The 16582-nt window shown below is 41.9% G+C and carries 10 protein-coding genes, 15 tRNA genes and 3 rRNA genes; 26 read left to right on the top strand and 2 right to left on the bottom strand.

The features are described 5' to 3' along the window. Positions 1–21 precede the first annotated feature (21 nt). The 4 genes from NX902_RS04450 (at position 22) to NX902_RS04465 (ending at position 3784) form a co-directional block, all read left to right on the top strand. The gene (locus NX902_RS04450; protein ID WP_047944917.1) at positions 22–204 is read left to right on the top strand and encodes a gamma-type small acid-soluble spore protein; all 183 of its coding nucleotides are present in this window, start codon (positions 22–24) and stop codon (positions 202–204) included. 233 nt (positions 205–437) lie between these two features. Continuing rightward, complete coding sequence (locus NX902_RS04455; RefSeq protein WP_095330990.1) at positions 438–701, top strand: YgaB family protein; 264 nt, start codon at positions 438–440, stop codon at positions 699–701. A gap of 192 nt (positions 702–893) precedes the next feature. Then, entirely contained in the window at positions 894–1424 is a 531-nt protein-coding gene (ntdP, locus tag NX902_RS04460; RefSeq protein ID WP_047944913.1) for a nucleoside tri-diphosphate phosphatase, read from the top strand. Between the two features lie 611 nt (positions 1425–2035). Then, positions 2036–3784: an ABC transporter ATP-binding protein gene (locus NX902_RS04465; protein ID WP_341160571.1), complete on the top strand. Its 1749-nt coding sequence runs from the start codon at positions 2036–2038 to the stop codon at positions 3782–3784. A 53-nt stretch (positions 3785–3837) separates the two neighbouring features. Here the strand turns inward: NX902_RS04465 and NX902_RS04470 are convergent, their stop codons facing one another. Both NX902_RS04470 and NX902_RS04475 read right to left on the bottom strand, forming a co-directional pair. Further along, on the bottom strand, positions 3838–4923 hold the full coding sequence (locus NX902_RS04470) for an FUSC family protein (RefSeq protein ID WP_095330994.1): 1086 nt from the start codon (positions 4921–4923) through the stop codon (positions 3838–3840). A 289-nt stretch (positions 4924–5212) separates the two neighbouring features. Beyond that, positions 5213–6517: a glutamate-1-semialdehyde 2,1-aminomutase gene (locus NX902_RS04475; protein ID WP_061800640.1), complete on the bottom strand. Its 1305-nt coding sequence runs from the start codon at positions 6515–6517 to the stop codon at positions 5213–5215. A 215-nt stretch (positions 6518–6732) separates the two neighbouring features. Here NX902_RS04475 and NX902_RS04480 point away from each other — a divergent pair, with 215 nt between their 5' ends. The 22 genes from NX902_RS04480 to NX902_RS04585 all read left to right on the top strand — a co-directional run bounded on the left by NX902_RS04480 (position 6733) and on the right by NX902_RS04585 (position 16472). Next, positions 6733–7137, top strand: coding sequence for an ion channel (locus NX902_RS04480; protein WP_095330996.1), 405 nt, complete (start codon positions 6733–6735; stop codon positions 7135–7137). 68 nt (positions 7138–7205) lie between these two features. Beyond that, positions 7206–7676 (top strand): thioredoxin-dependent thiol peroxidase, encoded by a 471-nt coding sequence (gene bcp / locus NX902_RS04485; RefSeq protein WP_123258957.1) that lies wholly within the window; start codon positions 7206–7208, stop codon positions 7674–7676. 382 nt (positions 7677–8058) lie between these two features. Continuing rightward, positions 8059–8502 carry a peroxide-responsive transcriptional repressor PerR gene (gene perR / locus NX902_RS04490; protein ID WP_016202777.1) on the top strand — a complete coding sequence of 148 codons (444 nt, stop codon included), beginning with the start codon at positions 8059–8061 and terminating at the stop codon, positions 8500–8502. Positions 8503–8771: 269 nt separating this feature from the next. Next, positions 8772–9644: a nucleotidyltransferase-like protein gene (locus NX902_RS04495; protein WP_123258958.1), complete on the top strand. Its 873-nt coding sequence runs from the start codon at positions 8772–8774 to the stop codon at positions 9642–9644. 291 nt (positions 9645–9935) lie between these two features. After that, positions 9936–11483 (top strand): 16S ribosomal RNA (locus NX902_RS04500). Positions 11484–11845: 362 nt separating this feature from the next. Next, a 23S ribosomal RNA gene (locus tag NX902_RS04505) occupies positions 11846–14781 on the top strand. 159 nt (positions 14782–14940) lie between these two features. Beyond that, positions 14941–15057 (top strand): 5S ribosomal RNA (gene rrf / locus NX902_RS04510). Together the 16S, 23S and 5S rRNA genes with 15 tRNA genes alongside form the textbook arrangement of a ribosomal RNA operon. Before the next feature lie 10 nt (positions 15058–15067). Next, a tRNA-Asn gene (locus NX902_RS04515) sits at positions 15068–15142 on the top strand. 4 nt (positions 15143–15146) lie between these two features. Continuing rightward, positions 15147–15238 (top strand) — tRNA-Ser (locus NX902_RS04520). Positions 15239–15256: 18 nt separating this feature from the next. Next, positions 15257–15331, top strand: a tRNA-Glu gene (locus NX902_RS04525). A gap of 21 nt (positions 15332–15352) precedes the next feature. After that, positions 15353–15428 (top strand) — tRNA-Val (locus NX902_RS04530). Between the two features lie 10 nt (positions 15429–15438). Further along, positions 15439–15512 (top strand) — tRNA-Met (locus tag NX902_RS04535). Positions 15513–15515: 3 nt separating this feature from the next. Further along, positions 15516–15592, top strand: a tRNA-Asp gene (locus tag NX902_RS04540). Positions 15593–15623: 31 nt separating this feature from the next. Further along, positions 15624–15696: transfer RNA gene (locus tag NX902_RS04545), tRNA-Phe, on the top strand. A gap of 11 nt (positions 15697–15707) precedes the next feature. Next, positions 15708–15791 (top strand) — tRNA-Tyr (locus NX902_RS04550). 7 nt (positions 15792–15798) lie between these two features. Then, a tRNA-Trp gene (locus tag NX902_RS04555) sits at positions 15799–15872 on the top strand. Positions 15873–15891: 19 nt separating this feature from the next. Further along, positions 15892–15967 (top strand) — tRNA-His (locus tag NX902_RS04560). A gap of 43 nt (positions 15968–16010) precedes the next feature. Then, positions 16011–16085, top strand: a tRNA-Gln gene (locus tag NX902_RS04565). A gap of 3 nt (positions 16086–16088) precedes the next feature. Beyond that, a tRNA-Gly gene (locus NX902_RS04570) sits at positions 16089–16163 on the top strand. Between the two features lie 10 nt (positions 16164–16173). Next, positions 16174–16247: transfer RNA gene (locus tag NX902_RS04575), tRNA-Cys, on the top strand. 34 nt (positions 16248–16281) lie between these two features. Then, positions 16282–16367: transfer RNA gene (locus NX902_RS04580), tRNA-Leu, on the top strand. Positions 16368–16390: 23 nt separating this feature from the next. After that, positions 16391–16472 (top strand) — tRNA-Leu (locus NX902_RS04585). Positions 16473–16582: the final 110 nt, after the last annotated feature.

Raw genomic sequence — 16582 nt, forward strand, 5'->3', positions numbered from 1 at the left:
ATAGGCGTGGAGGTGATATTCATGGCTAAAAAAGCTGGTGCTACACAAAGTGGAACTAACATTCAAGAAGTAAAACAACAAAACGCTCAAGCAGGCCAAGGTCAACAATTTGGTACTGAATTTGCAAGCGAAACAAACGCTTCAGAAGTAAGAAAACAAAATCAACAAGCTGAATCTAGAAAATCTCAAAACACAAGCAAATAATGCAAACAAAGGGCACTTCACTTACGGGAGAGTGCCCTTTGCTTTTGTTATAGAAACTTTTTTATGTTCGACAAAACTTCTTCTTTGTCTACAGAAGTAGTCAAAGGAATTAACATACATACGAAGAAATAGTAAAAGGTAGAGTTAATAGAAAAAGGGCCGTTCCCTTTTTATAAAATGAAACATATAAATCAATACAGTACCTAAAAATGAAGAGTAGGATGTGTTTTTTCATGGATGTATTTAACGGTTTAGTTGGAGAGCAAATGCGAATTATGGAAAAACTGCTCTATTTACAAGGAGAATTAGAAAGATGCGAAGAGATAGAAGAACAACTACAAATTCTCCAAAAAGAAACAGAACTAAAAGAAGTGCAAATAGAAATCAGCAATATGAAGGAAGAGCTAAAGAAAATACAAAAAATCTTTGAATTACAAACAGAAAAAGTCATTAAAGTCTACCAAGAAAATGAGCTGAAACTATCATCTAGTTCATAAAAATATGGAATATTTAAAACCATTGTGTAATTTCAATGGTTCTTTTGTTTTAAATTTACTAGAGAACCGTTATAATAAGAAATAAGAAAAAAGAGGAATCGTACTTTGTTGCCTTAAAGGAAATAATGAATCGCTTTTAGTATGTAACAGGTTACAAAGCGTCCGTAAATAGAAAGTAGGGGAGAAATAAAAATGGGCGTACCTATCGAGGGTGAACCAATACAAATTCACAGTTATAAGCATAATGGGCACATCCATCGAATCTGGGACGAAACAACAATACTTAAAGGGACGCAGAACTTAATTATAGGTGGCAATGATCGTACAATTGTTACGGAATCAGATGGAAGAACGTGGGTAACACGTGAACCGGCAATCTGTTATTTTCATTCCCAACAATGGTTTAATGTCATTGGCATGCTTAGAGAAGATGGCATTCATTATTATTGCAACCTAAGCTCACCGTTTATATACGATGGAGAGGCACTTAAGTATATTGATTATGATTTGGACATCAAAATCTTTCCAGATATGACATTCAATTTACTAGATGAAGATGAGTATGAACGTCACCGCCAAGAAATGAAATATCCAGAGGTCATTGATCGTATTTTGAAGACGCAAGTAACGCAATTAATACATTGGATAAGACAAAGAAAAGGTCCCTTTGCACCAGATTTTGTTGATTTGTGGTATGAAAGATACTTAACGTACAGAAGTTAATATGGATGACTGAAAAAAGCATGTTGAATTTCAGCAGGCTTTTTTCTTATGCATTCGCTGCGAATAGTGATAAAATGGTCTATTGTTATTAAAACGATTAAGAGTGACATTATTTTCAAAGATTGATGGCTCGTGGGCTGTTTTGGTTTGGGGGATTGAGTGGATTTTTAGAGAGGATTGATTCTGTGCCCGATTTGGCTTTGAAAGCGAGTCGAAGGGAAAAGAGAGGCGCTCTCCGTGCCCAAAGTGAAAAGGAAATGTGTGAAAAGGGAAAAGAGAAGCGTGCTCTGTGCCCGAAATGAAAAGGAAATGTGTGAAAAGGGAAAAGAGAAGCGTGCTCTGTGCCCGAAATGAAAAGGAAATGTGTAAAAAGGGAAAAGAGAAGCGATCTCCATGCCCGAACCAAAAGAAAAAGTGAAAAAAGGTAACAGAGAGCTTTTCTCTGTGCCCGTTTAGCATCAGCAAAAATCAAAAGCGCACAGATCAGATCAGCCACACTCAACCGTTTACGCGCTATCTTTCACAGTATTTTTAACAGAATGGCGAAAATTAAGTTTTCCAAACACAAAAAAAGGAAAAAGAACAAATGCAACATAGAGAGGGGAGTATATGTGGACAGTATTAAGAGGTATATGACCTTTGTAAAGCCATACCGATGGCAAATCATTGGGACGATCGTTATCGGCATTGTGAAATTTGCCATTCCGCTATTAATTCCATTGTTATTAAAATATGTAATTGATGATATTATTAACAATTCAGCCTTAGATCAGGCCACTAAAATGAGCAATCTGTGGACAATCATGATCATTATGACAATTGTTTTTATCGTGGTGAGACCACCGATTGAATACTATCGTCAATATTTCGCTCAATGGACTTCTAATAAAATTCTTTATGATATTAGAGATCAGCTTTTTATGCATCTGCAAAAATTGAGCCTAAAATATTATTCCAATACCCGTGCAGGGGAAGTTATTTCCCGTGTCATAAATGACGTAGAACAAACAAAAAACTTTATTTTAACCGGCTTAATGAATTTATGGCTAGATGCCGTAACGATTTTGATTACAATCGGAATCATGTTCACGATGGATGTAAAGTTAACATTTGTCTCTATTATTTTACTGCCGTTTTACGCGCTTTCCGTTAGCTACTTTTTTGGAAATTTACGTAAATTAACAAGAGAAAGATCCCAAGCTTTAGCAGGCGTACAAAGCTTTCTCCATGAAAGAGTCCAAGGAATTTCGGTTATTAAAAGCTTTGCAACAGAAGATCATGAACAAAAGCATTTCCAAAAGTATAATAATACCTTCTTGGAAAAAGCGGTCAATCATACGAAATGGAATGCGAAAGCGTTCGCTGTCGTCAATACGATTACCGATATTTCTCCATTGATTGTAATTGCCTATTCAGGCTATCAAGTATTGAATGGCGATTTATCGCTAGGAGCGATGATGGCATTTTTTGCTTATATTGAAAGATTATATAATCCATTGAGAAGATTAGTGAATTCTTCTACGACATTAACACAGTCTATCGCATCAATGGACAGGGTGTTTGATTTAATTGATGAAAAATATGATATCCAAGATAAACCAAATGCGGTTCCTTGTACAAATGTAAAAGGAGATATTACCTTTGAAGAAGTGGACTTTGCTTATGAGACAAACGATCCGAAAGTATTAGACAATATTTCCTTACATATTAAACAAGGAGAGACAGTAGCATTTGTTGGGATGAGCGGTGGCGGTAAGTCTTCCTTGATAAGTCTTATTCCAAGATTCTTTGATGTAACAGGAGGAAGAATTCTCTTAGATGGAATAGATATCAGAGATGTGCAAGCACGTTCCTTACGAGATCAAATTGGGATGGTTCTGCAAGAAAATATTCTCTTCAGTGAATCGATTAGGGAAAATATTATGATAGGAAAGCCTAATGCAACTGAAGAGGAAGTAATTGCCGCTGCTAAAGCTGCCAATGCGCATGACTTTATCACCCAGCTTCCAGAAGGGTATGAAACAAAAGTGGGCGAAAGAGGCGTGAAATTAAGCGGCGGCCAGAAGCAAAGAGTAGCAATTGCACGTGTATTCTTGAAAAACCCGCCAATCTTAATTTTGGACGAGGCTACTTCTGCTTTAGACTTGGAAAGTGAACAGTCCATTCAAGAATCATTGGAAGAACTGGCTAAAGACAGAACGACCTTGATTGTGGCCCATCGTCTATCTACGATTACTCATGCCGATCGCATCATTTTAATAGAACATGGAAAAATTATGGAAGATGGTACACATGAGGAACTAATGAAATTGCAAGGTCATTATCACGATCTATTTCAAATTCAGCAATTGGGAAATTAGAGATGAAAAAAAGGATCCAGAAGCAAGTTTCTGGATCCTTTTATATAAAGATTTTACTCTTCAATCGTTACATCGGCTTCATGCTGATGATGAACTTGAATGGAAGTGATTAATGTATCAAGATGCTCTACATTCTCATCATATTCAATGATGGCAGAAACAATTTGCATCATATGATATTGCTTTAATTCTTCTTCATTTTCAAGTACGGATGGTTCTGTCTCTTTATAATAAAGCATTAACTCTTGGAAAAGTATGTTTCGATCAAGAGAAATGCTGCCTTCTTCAAAAACAACATTAGGCTTTACTTTTCCAATAAATTTAAGCATGACATGTTCATGATGGTGAATAAGGCAATCAAGCTGCTGTTGAATAATATTTTGAAAATCCTCCGGCAAACTTAATAACTCATTTTCATATCGATGAATCTTTTTCAAGGTTTGAAAAGATTTCTTTAATGTGGCAATCATTTGCCGGTAAATGACTAATTTTCTCGTTTTTAATAAAGTTGTTTTTTTAAAATAATTCCGCTCTTCTTTGTACAGGATATATAACTGATCAATGCGCATTAAACGTTCCGACATTTTATCGATATCGTTCTTTAACAGACTATGTTCTGATGCATGTCTAATGTTTAGGCGGATCCATTTTGTTATTTCCTCACTTAAATCGGAAATTTGATTGTACAATTTATTTTCATACTTAGGTGGTATAAAAATCAGATTGACAGTCGAAGCAGAAAGAATTCCGAGCATTACTGTCGAGAAGCGAATAATTGCAAAGGTAATGAAGTCATCTGTAGGTGATTCCATAATGGCAATCAAGGTAACCACAGATAAAGTAATTGTCTTTTCTAAGTTTAATTTTAAGTTAATTGTAATAACAATGATGGCGGCAAGTCCAATAATAAAAACGTTGTTACCAAAGCTTAATACAAAGATGACTGCGATAATAGCACCAATGATATTGCCTCGTACTTGGTCAATGATCGATAAATAAGAACGATAGACAGTTGGCTGTATAGCAAAAATGGCAGAAATTCCTGCGAAAACAGGAGTTGGTGCATTTAAAAGTTGCGCTAGAAATAAAGCTAACACGATGGCGATTCCTGTTTTCAGAACGCGCGCTCCTAATGTCATAAATAAGTGTTCCTTTCATTTAATCTTTCTAACTATTTTCTTATACCCCTTACTTTTTGCGAAAAACACGAAAAGTAAACACAATAATGTACTATACATTGATTAGATGTGAACTTCAATAGACTGATGACTAATTTTTTCTTTTTTCGAAGGATTTTAAAAAAATGGACATATTGTTGTTAAAATTGAAATGATTTTACATAGTAGGAGAGGTAAAAAACGTAGTAATAGGGTGGTAGTTTTCATTAGTAAAAAAAGGTTCAGCATTTCTCTGAACCTTTTTCTAAACTTAAAACTTATATTCTTCTTTTAATGCAGCGAATGCTTGGTCAACTGCGTGCAGGGTTGCTTCGATGTCTTCTTCTGTATGCGCGATAGTGATGAACCATGCTTCGTATTTGGATGGTGCCAGCATGATTCCTTGTTCTACTAATAGCTTGAAGAAGCGGCCAAACATTTCACTGTCAGTACTTTCTGCTTGTTTGTAGTTGTAGACTTTCTCGGTCGTAAAGAAGACAGTAAGTGCTCCTTTTAGGCGGTTAATAGTAATTGGAACATTATATTTGGCAGCTGCTTCTAAAATGCCATTTTCTAATAATGCGCCTAATTTATCGAGATGATCGTATACGCCTTCTTGCTTTAATACTTCTAGACAAGCGATTCCAGCTTGGATGGAGGCTGGATTTCCAGCATGAGTTCCTGCTTGGTATGCTGGTCCAACTGGTGCCACTTGATCCATGATTTCTTTTCTTCCGCCATAAGCGCCGATTGGAAGACCACCGCCGATTACTTTTCCTAAGGCAGTCAAGTCAGGGTAAACACCTAATAAATCCTGTGCTCCACCGTAAGTAAAGCGGAAAGCAGTAATTACCTCATCATAAATAACAAGTGCGCCTGCTGCATGTGTTAAATCATTAATTCCTTGTAAAAATCCTTCTACTGGTTCAACAATTCCGAAGTTCCCAACGATTGGCTCGACCAGAACAGCGGCTACTTGATCGCCCCATTTATCCAATGCATCTTTATACGCATCTAAATCATTGAAAGGAACCGTGATAACGTCTGCAGCAATTACTGCAGGAACACCAGCAGAATCTGGTGTGCCAAGCGTAGAAGGACCTGAGCCAGCTGCAACAAGCATTGGATCAGAGTGACCATGATAGCATCCAGCGAATTTGATGACTTTATTTCTGCCTGTATACGCGCGAGCAACACGAATGGTTGTCATTACTGCTTCTGTTCCAGAGTTCATAAACCGGATTTTTTCCATGGATGGAATGGCTTCTTGCAGCATTTTCGCGAATTTCACTTCATGCGGAGTTGGTGTTCCGAATAGAAGACCAGTTTCGGCAGCGCGTGTTACTGCCTTTGTAATATGTGGGTGAGCATGTCCTGTAACAATCGGACCGTATGCAGCTAAATAATCGATATATTGATTTCCGTCTACATCAAAGAAGTAAGCACCTTGTCCTCTTTCCATTACGATCGGTGACCCGCCGCCAACCGCCTTATAAGAGCGCGAAGGACTGTTGACACCTCCGACAATAATCTCTAAAGCTTCTTCATGCAATCGTTCTGAATTTGTATGTAACATATAAACCTCCTATAAATCGTATCATTCTATAAAAAATACCTTCCCCCATTTTAGCACTTTTTAAAAGAAGATAAAGGGAAACAGCTTTTTAACCTAAGAGTACCTTTCGTACGTTTTCAATAGGAGAAAGAGATAAACGAATAAATAAGCAAGACAAGCATAGATATTAATGATAGAGGAATTACATTTATGCAAGGAAGTAAGGAGGTAAGGAAATGTTTTATGTCTTATTAGCACTCATTCTATTTTTTATTGCAATGAGCTTAAAAACACTATTTGTTCCTTACCAGAGAAAAGAAAAATGGGTCTCATTCGAGAATTTTATGTACTTAATCTTTGTCTATATCACCATTATGATTGGCTTTGGTCTAATCTATACATTATTCCAGATGAATGGCATCCCGGTTTATAATGATGGACAGGCACCTTCTTTAAACTATGATTTCTTTCATACACTCCATACAAGTATTTATTTTAGCGGGGTGACTTTATTTTCCGTAGGGTTTGGCGACTTAATGCCAATTGGGATGGGGAGGATGGTTGTCCTTATTGAGGCGTTGATCGGATACACAATTCCCGCTGCTTTTGTAGCACGGGCAGTATTTGATCTGAACAACTAGCAAAATGCTTTTCTTGATTCATAAAAGCATTTTAGGTAGGCTTAAATAAAAAGCAAAGGCGGGATACAATGTCTGTTCATATTGGAGAAACAGTGCCAGATTTTGAGTTAGAAGCAAATAATGGAGAGAAAATAAAATTATCCGATTATCGAGGAAAGAATGTTGTCTTATATTTTTATCCGAAAGATATGACACCAGGATGTACAACAGAAGCATGTGATTTTCGCGATAATCATGAAGATTTCCAAGGATACAACGCAGTAGTACTAGGAGTCAGCCCTGATCCGATTTCAAGACATCAGAAATTTATCGAAAAGCACGAGCTGCCATTCCTGTTATTAGCGGATGAAAATCATGAAGTAGCGGAAAGCTTTGATGTTTGGAAACTAAAAAAGAATTTTGGAAAAGAGTATATGGGAATTGAAAGATCAACCTTCCTGATCGACAAAGAAGGGAAGCTTGCGATGGAATGGCGCAAAGTAAAAGTCGCTGGCCATGTAGCAGAAATCAAACAAGCTTTAGAAAAAATCGAAGCCTAATTTTTATGGTAGGGACTTTTGTCCACTCATTAAAAGCCGAAGAGCATATTGTATAGTGAGCATATACCTCCTCATATATATGTCGGTGGCCAACGAAAACGTTCGTTGGTCTTTTTTTATGGAGAGAAGGGGGAAATGGATAAAACTTCTGGTGAAAAAAATACGGTTTCATGCATATAATGTAAGTGTATTATCAATAACATCTTAGCATCGACTATTATATAATAGTATTTATTGTTAAATAATCATTATTGTGTTTTCAGATTGTTCATACATCTAGAAAACCGCGCTCTTACAGTAACTGTGTTGACAAAACCCTGCTATTATTAGTACACTATTTATAAACATTATAAAATAAGAATATCTTTTAGAAATGGGGTGCATGTCCGTGGAACATAATGAGTTGCAAGAAGCTCTTGATAAGCTGAAAGAAACAGGAGTGCGCATTACCCCGCAGCGTCATGCGATACTTGAATATTTAATAAGCTCAATGTCACATCCGACTGCCGATGAAATTTATAAAGCACTTGAAGGCAAATTTCCAAATATGAGTGTAGCCACTGTTTATAATAATTTAAGAGTTTTTCGTGAAGTGAATTTAGTAAAGGAACTGACATACGGAGATTCCTCCAGCCGGTTTGATTTTATAACTTCTCATCATTATCATATTATCTGTAAAGAGTGTGGCAAAATAGTTGATTTCCATTATCCAGGACTTGATGAGGTAGAGCAATTTGCCAGCCATGTTTCAGGATTCAAAATCAGCCACCACCGTCTGGAAATTTACGGTACTTGTCCTGATTGTGCTCAAAAAGAAGCGCACTAATGTAGAGAATAGAAGAGGCTGTCTTTTTAAGAGTTGCTTTCGTATAAACGTAGCGAGGGGAAATCTTAAAAAGATATCCTCTTTTTTCTGTTTAATCGTTGAAACGAGACTGAAATATTATATGGCAGAAATGATAGCAAAAAGTAATTCTATTTTTAAACAAGTTATAGTAAGATTTCATGTATGCCTAGATGAGGGCAGGATTTTAAGAGAAAATGTCGAAATAATACGAAACGAATAAAATTATTCATGGAGATGGAGGAATAACGATGGAAGATATTCTTCGTCCTATATATCAAGAAAGAGCTAGCCAGACAAATACATTGGGCGTATTAATCATTGATAAGAAACAAAATGAGATGACCGTGACAGATACTTTTGATACAGTCATGCTAATTATTGTGAAAGAAGCAGAACAGCCTGTTTTTATCAAGCACTATACATATGCAGATAAGAAAGCGGCTCTACATATTGTTACAGAAAAACAATTAAGAAGCTGGATTTTATTAGGGAATAACAAAAGAATTTTTGAATGGATATATAATGGGAGAGTTGTTTTTGATCGCAATGAATTTATTTATCGACTCAAAAATGAGTTAAAAGAATTTCCCGTTAACGAAAGAAAACAAAAAATGGCGCTAGAATTCGCCAAGCTTATTAAACGATATATGGATGGGAAAGCGTTCTTTGAAAATAAACATTATCTGGACGCCTATAATGATATTGTTCATTCCTTACATCATTTAGCTCGATTAGCTGTGATCGAAAATGGATTCCACCCAGAAGTAACGGTATGGAGCCAAGTAAAACAAATGGAGCCAGAAATCTATAAACTATATGTAGAATTAGTAAATAGTGATGAGCCTATTGAAAAGAGACTCGAGCTATTATTCTTAGCAAGTGAATTTTTAATTCATTCAAGAATGAGAACAAGCACAAGCTATATACTCGATATATTAAAAGAAAAAGACGCTTGGACATTTAGCGAACTGTTAGAAAAAGAAGAACTGCTTATTTACGCAGTTGATTTAGGAATGTTGATCGAATACTTAATCGATAAGCATTTAATAGAAGTAGTCAACATTTCTACGAAAAGTCCAGGTGTTTATCATCGATGTTATCGTGTTTTAGAAAAAAAATAAAAAAGTTTTAGAAAAAGTGTTGACCATTATCGTAGAATAATGTTATATTAATATCCGTCGCTGAAACAACATGAACTGTTGAAGTAAACGACGGAATAGAATTTCTAAAAAACACTATTGACAATGAATGTTGATAGATGTTATATTAGGAAAGTCGCTTCCTAAGTGACTAACTAAATTGCTCTTTGAAAACTGAACAAACAAACGTCAACAATAATCGTTTTATAACTAACATTATAGAACAAAAAAAGTAACAAAAAGCTAGAGTTTAGCAATGAGCTAATCAACTCTTTATTGGAGAGTTTGATCCTGGCTCAGGACGAACGCTGGCGGCGTGCCTAATACATGCAAGTCGAGCGGACTTTAAAAGCTTGCTTTTAAAGTTAGCGGCGGACGGGTGAGTAACACGTGGGCAACCTGCCTGTAAGACTGGGATAACTTCGGGAAACCGGAGCTAATACCGGATAATCCTTTTCCTCTCATGAGGAAAAGCTGAAAGACGGTTTACGCTGTCACTTACAGATGGGCCCGCGGCGCATTAGCTAGTTGGTGAGGTAACGGCTCACCAAGGCGACGATGCGTAGCCGACCTGAGAGGGTGATCGGCCACACTGGGACTGAGACACGGCCCAGACTCCTACGGGAGGCAGCAGTAGGGAATCTTCCGCAATGGACGAAAGTCTGACGGAGCAACGCCGCGTGAGTGATGAAGGTTTTCGGATCGTAAAACTCTGTTGTTAGGGAAGAACAAGTACAAGAGTAACTGCTTGTACCTTGACGGTACCTAACCAGAAAGCCACGGCTAACTACGTGCCAGCAGCCGCGGTAATACGTAGGTGGCAAGCGTTGTCCGGAATTATTGGGCGTAAAGCGCGCGCAGGCGGTCCTTTAAGTCTGATGTGAAAGCCCACGGCTCAACCGTGGAGGGTCATTGGAAACTGGGGGACTTGAGTGCAGAAGAGAAGAGTGGAATTCCACGTGTAGCGGTGAAATGCGTAGAGATGTGGAGGAACACCAGTGGCGAAGGCGACTCTTTGGTCTGTAACTGACGCTGAGGCGCGAAAGCGTGGGGAGCAAACAGGATTAGATACCCTGGTAGTCCACGCCGTAAACGATGAGTGCTAAGTGTTAGAGGGTTTCCGCCCTTTAGTGCTGCAGCAAACGCATTAAGCACTCCGCCTGGGGAGTACGGCCGCAAGGCTGAAACTCAAAGGAATTGACGGGGGCCCGCACAAGCGGTGGAGCATGTGGTTTAATTCGAAGCAACGCGAAGAACCTTACCAGGTCTTGACATCCTCTGACACTCCTAGAGATAGGACGTTCCCCTTCGGGGGACAGAGTGACAGGTGGTGCATGGTTGTCGTCAGCTCGTGTCGTGAGATGTTGGGTTAAGTCCCGCAACGAGCGCAACCCTTGATCTTAGTTGCCAGCATTCAGTTGGGCACTCTAAGGTGACTGCCGGTGACAAACCGGAGGAAGGTGGGGATGACGTCAAATCATCATGCCCCTTATGACCTGGGCTACACACGTGCTACAATGGATGGTACAAAGGGCAGCAAAACCGCGAGGTCGAGCAAATCCCATAAAACCATTCTCAGTTCGGATTGTAGGCTGCAACTCGCCTACATGAAGCTGGAATCGCTAGTAATCGCGGATCAGCATGCCGCGGTGAATACGTTCCCGGGCCTTGTACACACCGCCCGTCACACCACGAGAGTTTGTAACACCCGAAGTCGGTGGGGTAACCTTTTGGAGCCAGCCGCCTAAGGTGGGATAGATGATTGGGGTGAAGTCGTAACAAGGTAGCCGTATCGGAAGGTGCGGCTGGATCACCTCCTTTCTAAGGAAAATGGAATTTACATTCCATCAAAGATTGTTGATGATTTGGTTGTTCAGTTTTGAGGGAGCAATTCCTCAAAATGAAAGGCTTAATAAGCCTGATTGTTCCTTGAAAACTAGATTATGAATAGTAAGAACCAAGAAAGAAACCGAGTAATCGCCATCTTAGATTCTCTATTTTAGAGAATTACTTCTTTGAAAAGTAGTCGTATTAAACGAATACTCCTTCAAAGATTGGAGAGCAAAGAGAAGCAAGTAGATCAAGGAAGCGACCGAACGAGCACCGGAGCGTACGACAGTACGTGAGGAGCAGAGTGAAGAAGCTTGACGAAGAGATACGCCGCTTATCTTTGGTCGAAACTAAGTTAAGTTAGAAAGGGCGCACGGTGGATGCCTTGGCACTAGGAGCCGATGAAGGACGGGATTAACACCGATATGCTTTGGGGAGCTGTAAGTAAGCTTTGATCCAGAGATTTCCGAATGGGGAAACCCTCTATCCGTAATGGGATAGAATCTTTACCTGAATACATAGGGTACTGAAGGCAGACCCGGGGAACTGAAACATCTAAGTACCCGGAGGAAGAGAAAGCAAACGCGATTCCCTGAGTAGCGGCGAGCGAAACGGGATTAGCCCAAACCAAGAGGCTTGCCTCTTGGGGTTGTAGGACACTCTATATGGAGTTACAAAGGAACGGGGTAGACGAATCGATCTGGAAAGGTCAGTCGTAGAAGGTAAAAACCCTGTAGTCGAAACTTCGTTCCCTCTTGAGTGTATCCTGAGTACGGCGGGACACGAGAAATCCCGTCGGAAGCAGGGAGGACCATCTCCCAAGGCTAAATACTCCCTAGTGACCGATAGTGAACCAGTACCGTGAGGGAAAGGTGAAAAGCACCCCGGAAGGGGAGTGAAATAGATCCTGAAACCGTGTGCCTACAAGTAGTTAGAGCCCTTTTATGGGTGATAGCGTGCCTTTTGTAGAATGAACCGGCGAGTTACGATTACATGCGAGGTTAAGTTGAAGAGACGGAGCCGCAGCGAAAGCGAGTCTGAATAGGGCGAAATAGTATGTGGTTGTAGACCCGAAACCAGGTGATCTACCCATGTCCAGGGTGAAGTCCAGGTAACACTGGATGGAGGCCCGAACCCACGCACGTTGAAAAGTGCGGGGATGAGGTGTGGGTAGCGGAGAAATTCCAATCGAACTTGGAGATAGCTGGTTCTCTCCGAAATAGCTTTAGGGCTAGCCTCAAGATTTAGAGTATTGGAGGTAGAGCACTGTTTGGACTAGGGGCCCCCATCGGGTTACCGAATTCAGACAAACTCCGAATGCCAAATACTTATTCTTGGGAGTCAGACTACGAGTGATAAGATCCGTGGTCAAGAGGGAAACAGCCCAGACCACCAGCTAAGGTCCCAAAGTATACGTTAAGTGGAAAAGGATGTGGAGTTGCTTAGACAACCAGGATGTTGGCTTAGAAGCAGCCACCATTTAAAGAGTGCGTAATAGCTCACTGGTCGAGTGACTCTGCGCCGAAAATGTACCGGGGCTAAACGTATCACCGAAGCTGTGGATTGACATCTTTGATGTCAGTGGTAGGAGAGCGTTCTAAGGGCGTTGAAGCTAGACCGTAAGGACTGGTGGAGCGCTTAGAAGTGAGAATGCCGGTATGAGTAGCGAAAGATGAGTGAGAATCTCATCCACCGAATGCCTAAGGTTTCCTGAGGAAGGCTCGTCCGCTCAGGGTTAGTCGGGACCTAAGCCGAGGCTGAAAAGCGTAGGCGATGGACAACAGGTTGATATTCCTGTACCACCTTTAAATCGTTTGAGCAATGGGGGGACGCAGGAGGATAGGGTAAGCGTGCTGTTGGATTAGCACGTCCAAGCAGTTAGGCTGGTAATGAGGCAAATCCCATTACCACATAAGCGGAGCTGTGACGGCGAGGGAAATATAGTACCGAAGTTCCTGATTCCACACTGCCAAGAAAAGCCTCTAGCGAGATTTAGGGTGCCCGTACCGCAAACCGACACAGGTAGGCGAGGAGAGAATCCTAAGGTGAGCGAGAGAACTCTCGTTAAGGAACTCGGCAAAATGACCCCGTAACTTCGGGAGAAGGGGTGCTCTTGCGGGTGCAAGCCTGCGAGAGCCGCAGTGAATAGGCCCAGGCGACTGTTTAGCAAAAACACAGGTCTCTGCGAAGCCGCAAGGCGAAGTATAGGGGCTGACACCTGCCCGGTGCTGGAAGGTTAAGAGGAGGGGTTAGCACGTTAGTGCGAAGCTCTGAATTGAAGCCCCAGTAAACGGCGGCCGTAACTATAACGGTCCTAAGGTAGCGAAATTCCTTGTCGGGTAAGTTCCGACCCGCACGAAAGGTGTAACGATCTGGGCACTGTCTCAACGAGAGACTCGGTGAAATTATAGTACCTGTGAAGATGCAGGTTACCCGCGACAGGACGGAAAGACCCCGTGGAGCTTTACTGCAGCCTGATATTGAATTTTGGTACAGCTTGTACAGGATAGGTAGGAGCCTTGGAAGCCGGAGCGCTAGCTTCGGTGGAGGCATTGGTGGGATACTACCCTGGCTGTATTGACATTCTAACCCGCACCCCTGATCGGGGTGGGAGACAGTGTCAGGTGGGCAGTTTGACTGGGGCGGTCGCCTCCTAAAAAGTAACGGAGGCGCCCAAAGGTTCCCTCAGAATGGTTGGAAATCATTCGTAGAGTGTAAAGGCACAAGGGAGCTTGACTGCGAGACCTACAAGTCGAGCAGGGACGAAAGTCGGGCTTAGTGATCCGGTGGTTCCGCATGGAAGGGCCATCGCTCAACGGATAAAAGCTACCCCGGGGATAACAGGCTTATCTCCCCCAAGAGTCCACATCGACGGGGAGGTTTGGCACCTCGATGTCGGCTCATCGCATCCTGGGGCTGTAGTCGGTCCCAAGGGTTGGGCTGTTCGCCCATTAAAGCGGTACGCGAGCTGGGTTCAGAACGTCGTGAGACAGTTCGGTCCCTATCCGTCGTGGGCGTAGGAAATTTGAGAGGAGCTGTCCTTAGTACGAGAGGACCGGGATGGACGCACCGCTGGTGTACCAGTTGTCTTGCCAAAGGCATCGCTGGGTAGCTATGTGCGGAAGGGATAAGTGCTGAAAGCATCTAAGCATGAAGCCCCCCTCAAGATGAGATTTCCCATAGCGCAAGCTAGTAAGATCCCTGAAAGATGATCAGGTTGATAGGTCAGAGGTGGAAGCGTGGCGACATGTGGAGCTGACTGATACTAATAGATCGAGGACTTAACTAAAATGAAAAGCGGAAACGCCTGTTAATCGGCGATAAGCTGGACAAAATGATTACTTGTTTCTTTCTTCTTACCATAATCTAGTTTTCAGGGAATAATTTTCTAAAATTATACTTGAAAAAATCTCAAAAACATGTATAATAAAATATGTCTTGAGAAAAGTCTGGTGGCGATAGCGAGAAGGTCACACCCGTTCCCATACCGAACACGGAAGTTAAGCTTCTCAGCGCCGATGGTAGTTGGGGGTTCTCCCCCTGTGAGAGTAGGACGTCGCCAGGCATACCATTATTCCGCAGTAGCTCAGTGGTAGAGCATTCGGCTGTTAACCGAACGGTCGTAGGTTCGAGTCCTACCTGCGGAGCCATATTGGAGAGCTGTCCGAGTGGCCGAAGGAGCACGATTGGAAATCGTGTAGGCGGGTAACCCTGTCTCAAGGGTTCAAATCCCTTGCTCTCCGCCATTATAACTTTTCAAATATGGCCCATTGGTCAAGCGGTTAAGACACCGCCCTTTCACGGCGGTAACACGGGTTCGAATCCCGTATGGGTCACCAATACATACCATTATACTTTATGGAGGATTAGCTCAGCTGGGAGAGCATCTGCCTTACAAGCAGAGGGTCGGCGGTTCGATCCCGTCATCCTCCACCATTAATATTATCGCGGGGTGGAGCAGTCTGGTAGCTCGTCGGGCTCATAACCCGAAGGTCGCAGGTTCAAATCCTGTCCCCGCAATCTGGTCCGGTAGTTCAGTTGGTTAGAATGCCTGCCTGTCACGCAGGAGGTCGCGGGTTCGAGTCCCGTCCGGACCGCCATTTTTTCGAAAAATAAATAGCATTAAGTTATGGCTCAGTAGCTCAGTCGGTAGAGCAAAGGACTGAAAATCCTTGTGTCGGCGGTTCGATTCCGTCCTGAGCCACCTTTTATGTCGGAGGGGTAGCGAAGTGGCTAAACGCGGCGGACTGTAAATCCGCTCCTTCGGGTTCGGCGGTTCGAATCCGTCCCCCTCCACCATTCATCTAGGGGTATAGTTTAAAGGTAGAACGAAGGTCTCCAAAACCTTTGGTGTGGGTTCGATTCCTACTACCCCTGCCAATTTCAATTAAATATTATGGCGGATATGGCGAAGTGGTTAACGCATCGGATTGTGGCTCCGACACTCGTGGGTTCGATTCCCATTATTCGCCCCATTTATTTTGACACTTTTTTTATTTTATTGCATATATATAGTATTGGGCTATAGCCAAGCGGTAAGGCAACGGACTTTGACTCCGTCACTCGTTGGTTCGAATCCAGCTAGCCCAGCCATTCGCGGAAGTAGTTCAGTGGTAGAACACCACCTTGCCAAGGTGGGGGTCGCGGGTTCGAATCCCGTCTTCCGCTCCAATATTTTTATGGCGGCATAGCCAAGTGGTAAGGCAGAGGTCTGCAAAACCTTTACCACCGGTTCGAATCCGGTTGCCGCCTCCATAATCGTTTATAATTTAAATTTGTTACATATCATGCCGGGGTGGCGGAACTGGCAGACGCACAGGACTTAAAATCCTGCGGTAGGTGACTACCGTACCGGTTCGATTCCGGTCCTCGGCATTACCCAAACAAATTATAAACGCGCCGGTGTGGCGGAATTGGCAGACGCGCACGACTCAAAATCGTGTTCCTTCTGGAGTGTCGGTTCGACCCCGACCACCGGTATCAGTACTTTAATATGAGTTGCGTTAGAACAATTCATTGTTCTCATAAATCCTTATTTATAAGGATTTATGAGCTTTTTACTTTTCTTCATGTTCAGTAAGGATAAGGTG

The organism is Niallia sp. FSL W8-0954, from assembly GCF_038005605.1.
Classification (GTDB): Bacteria; Bacillota; Bacilli; order Bacillales; family Cytobacillaceae; genus Niallia; species Niallia circulans_A.

Bases quoted from the DNA above. Each gene is read 5' to 3' on its own strand.
- NX902_RS04450 (WP_047944917.1), top strand. From the start codon at position 22: ATGGCTAAAAAAGCTGGTGCTACACAAAGTGGAACTAACATTCAAGAA.
- NX902_RS04455 (WP_095330990.1), top strand. From the start codon at position 438: ATGGATGTATTTAACGGTTTAGTTGGAGAGCAAATGCGAATTATGGAA.
- ntdP (WP_047944913.1), top strand. From the start codon at position 894: ATGGGCGTACCTATCGAGGGTGAACCAATACAAATTCACAGTTATAAG.
- NX902_RS04470 (WP_095330994.1), bottom strand. From the start codon at position 4,923: ATGACATTAGGAGCGCGCGTTCTGAAAACAGGAATCGCCATCGTGTTA.
- NX902_RS04475 (WP_061800640.1), bottom strand. From the start codon at position 6,517: ATGTTACATACAAATTCAGAACGATTGCATGAAGAAGCTTTAGAGATT.
- NX902_RS04480 (WP_095330996.1), top strand. From the start codon at position 6,733: ATGTTTTATGTCTTATTAGCACTCATTCTATTTTTTATTGCAATGAGC.
- bcp (WP_123258957.1), top strand. From the start codon at position 7,206: ATGTCTGTTCATATTGGAGAAACAGTGCCAGATTTTGAGTTAGAAGCA.
- perR (WP_016202777.1), top strand. From the start codon at position 8,059: ATGTCCGTGGAACATAATGAGTTGCAAGAAGCTCTTGATAAGCTGAAA.
- NX902_RS04495 (WP_123258958.1), top strand. From the start codon at position 8,772: ATGGAAGATATTCTTCGTCCTATATATCAAGAAAGAGCTAGCCAGACA.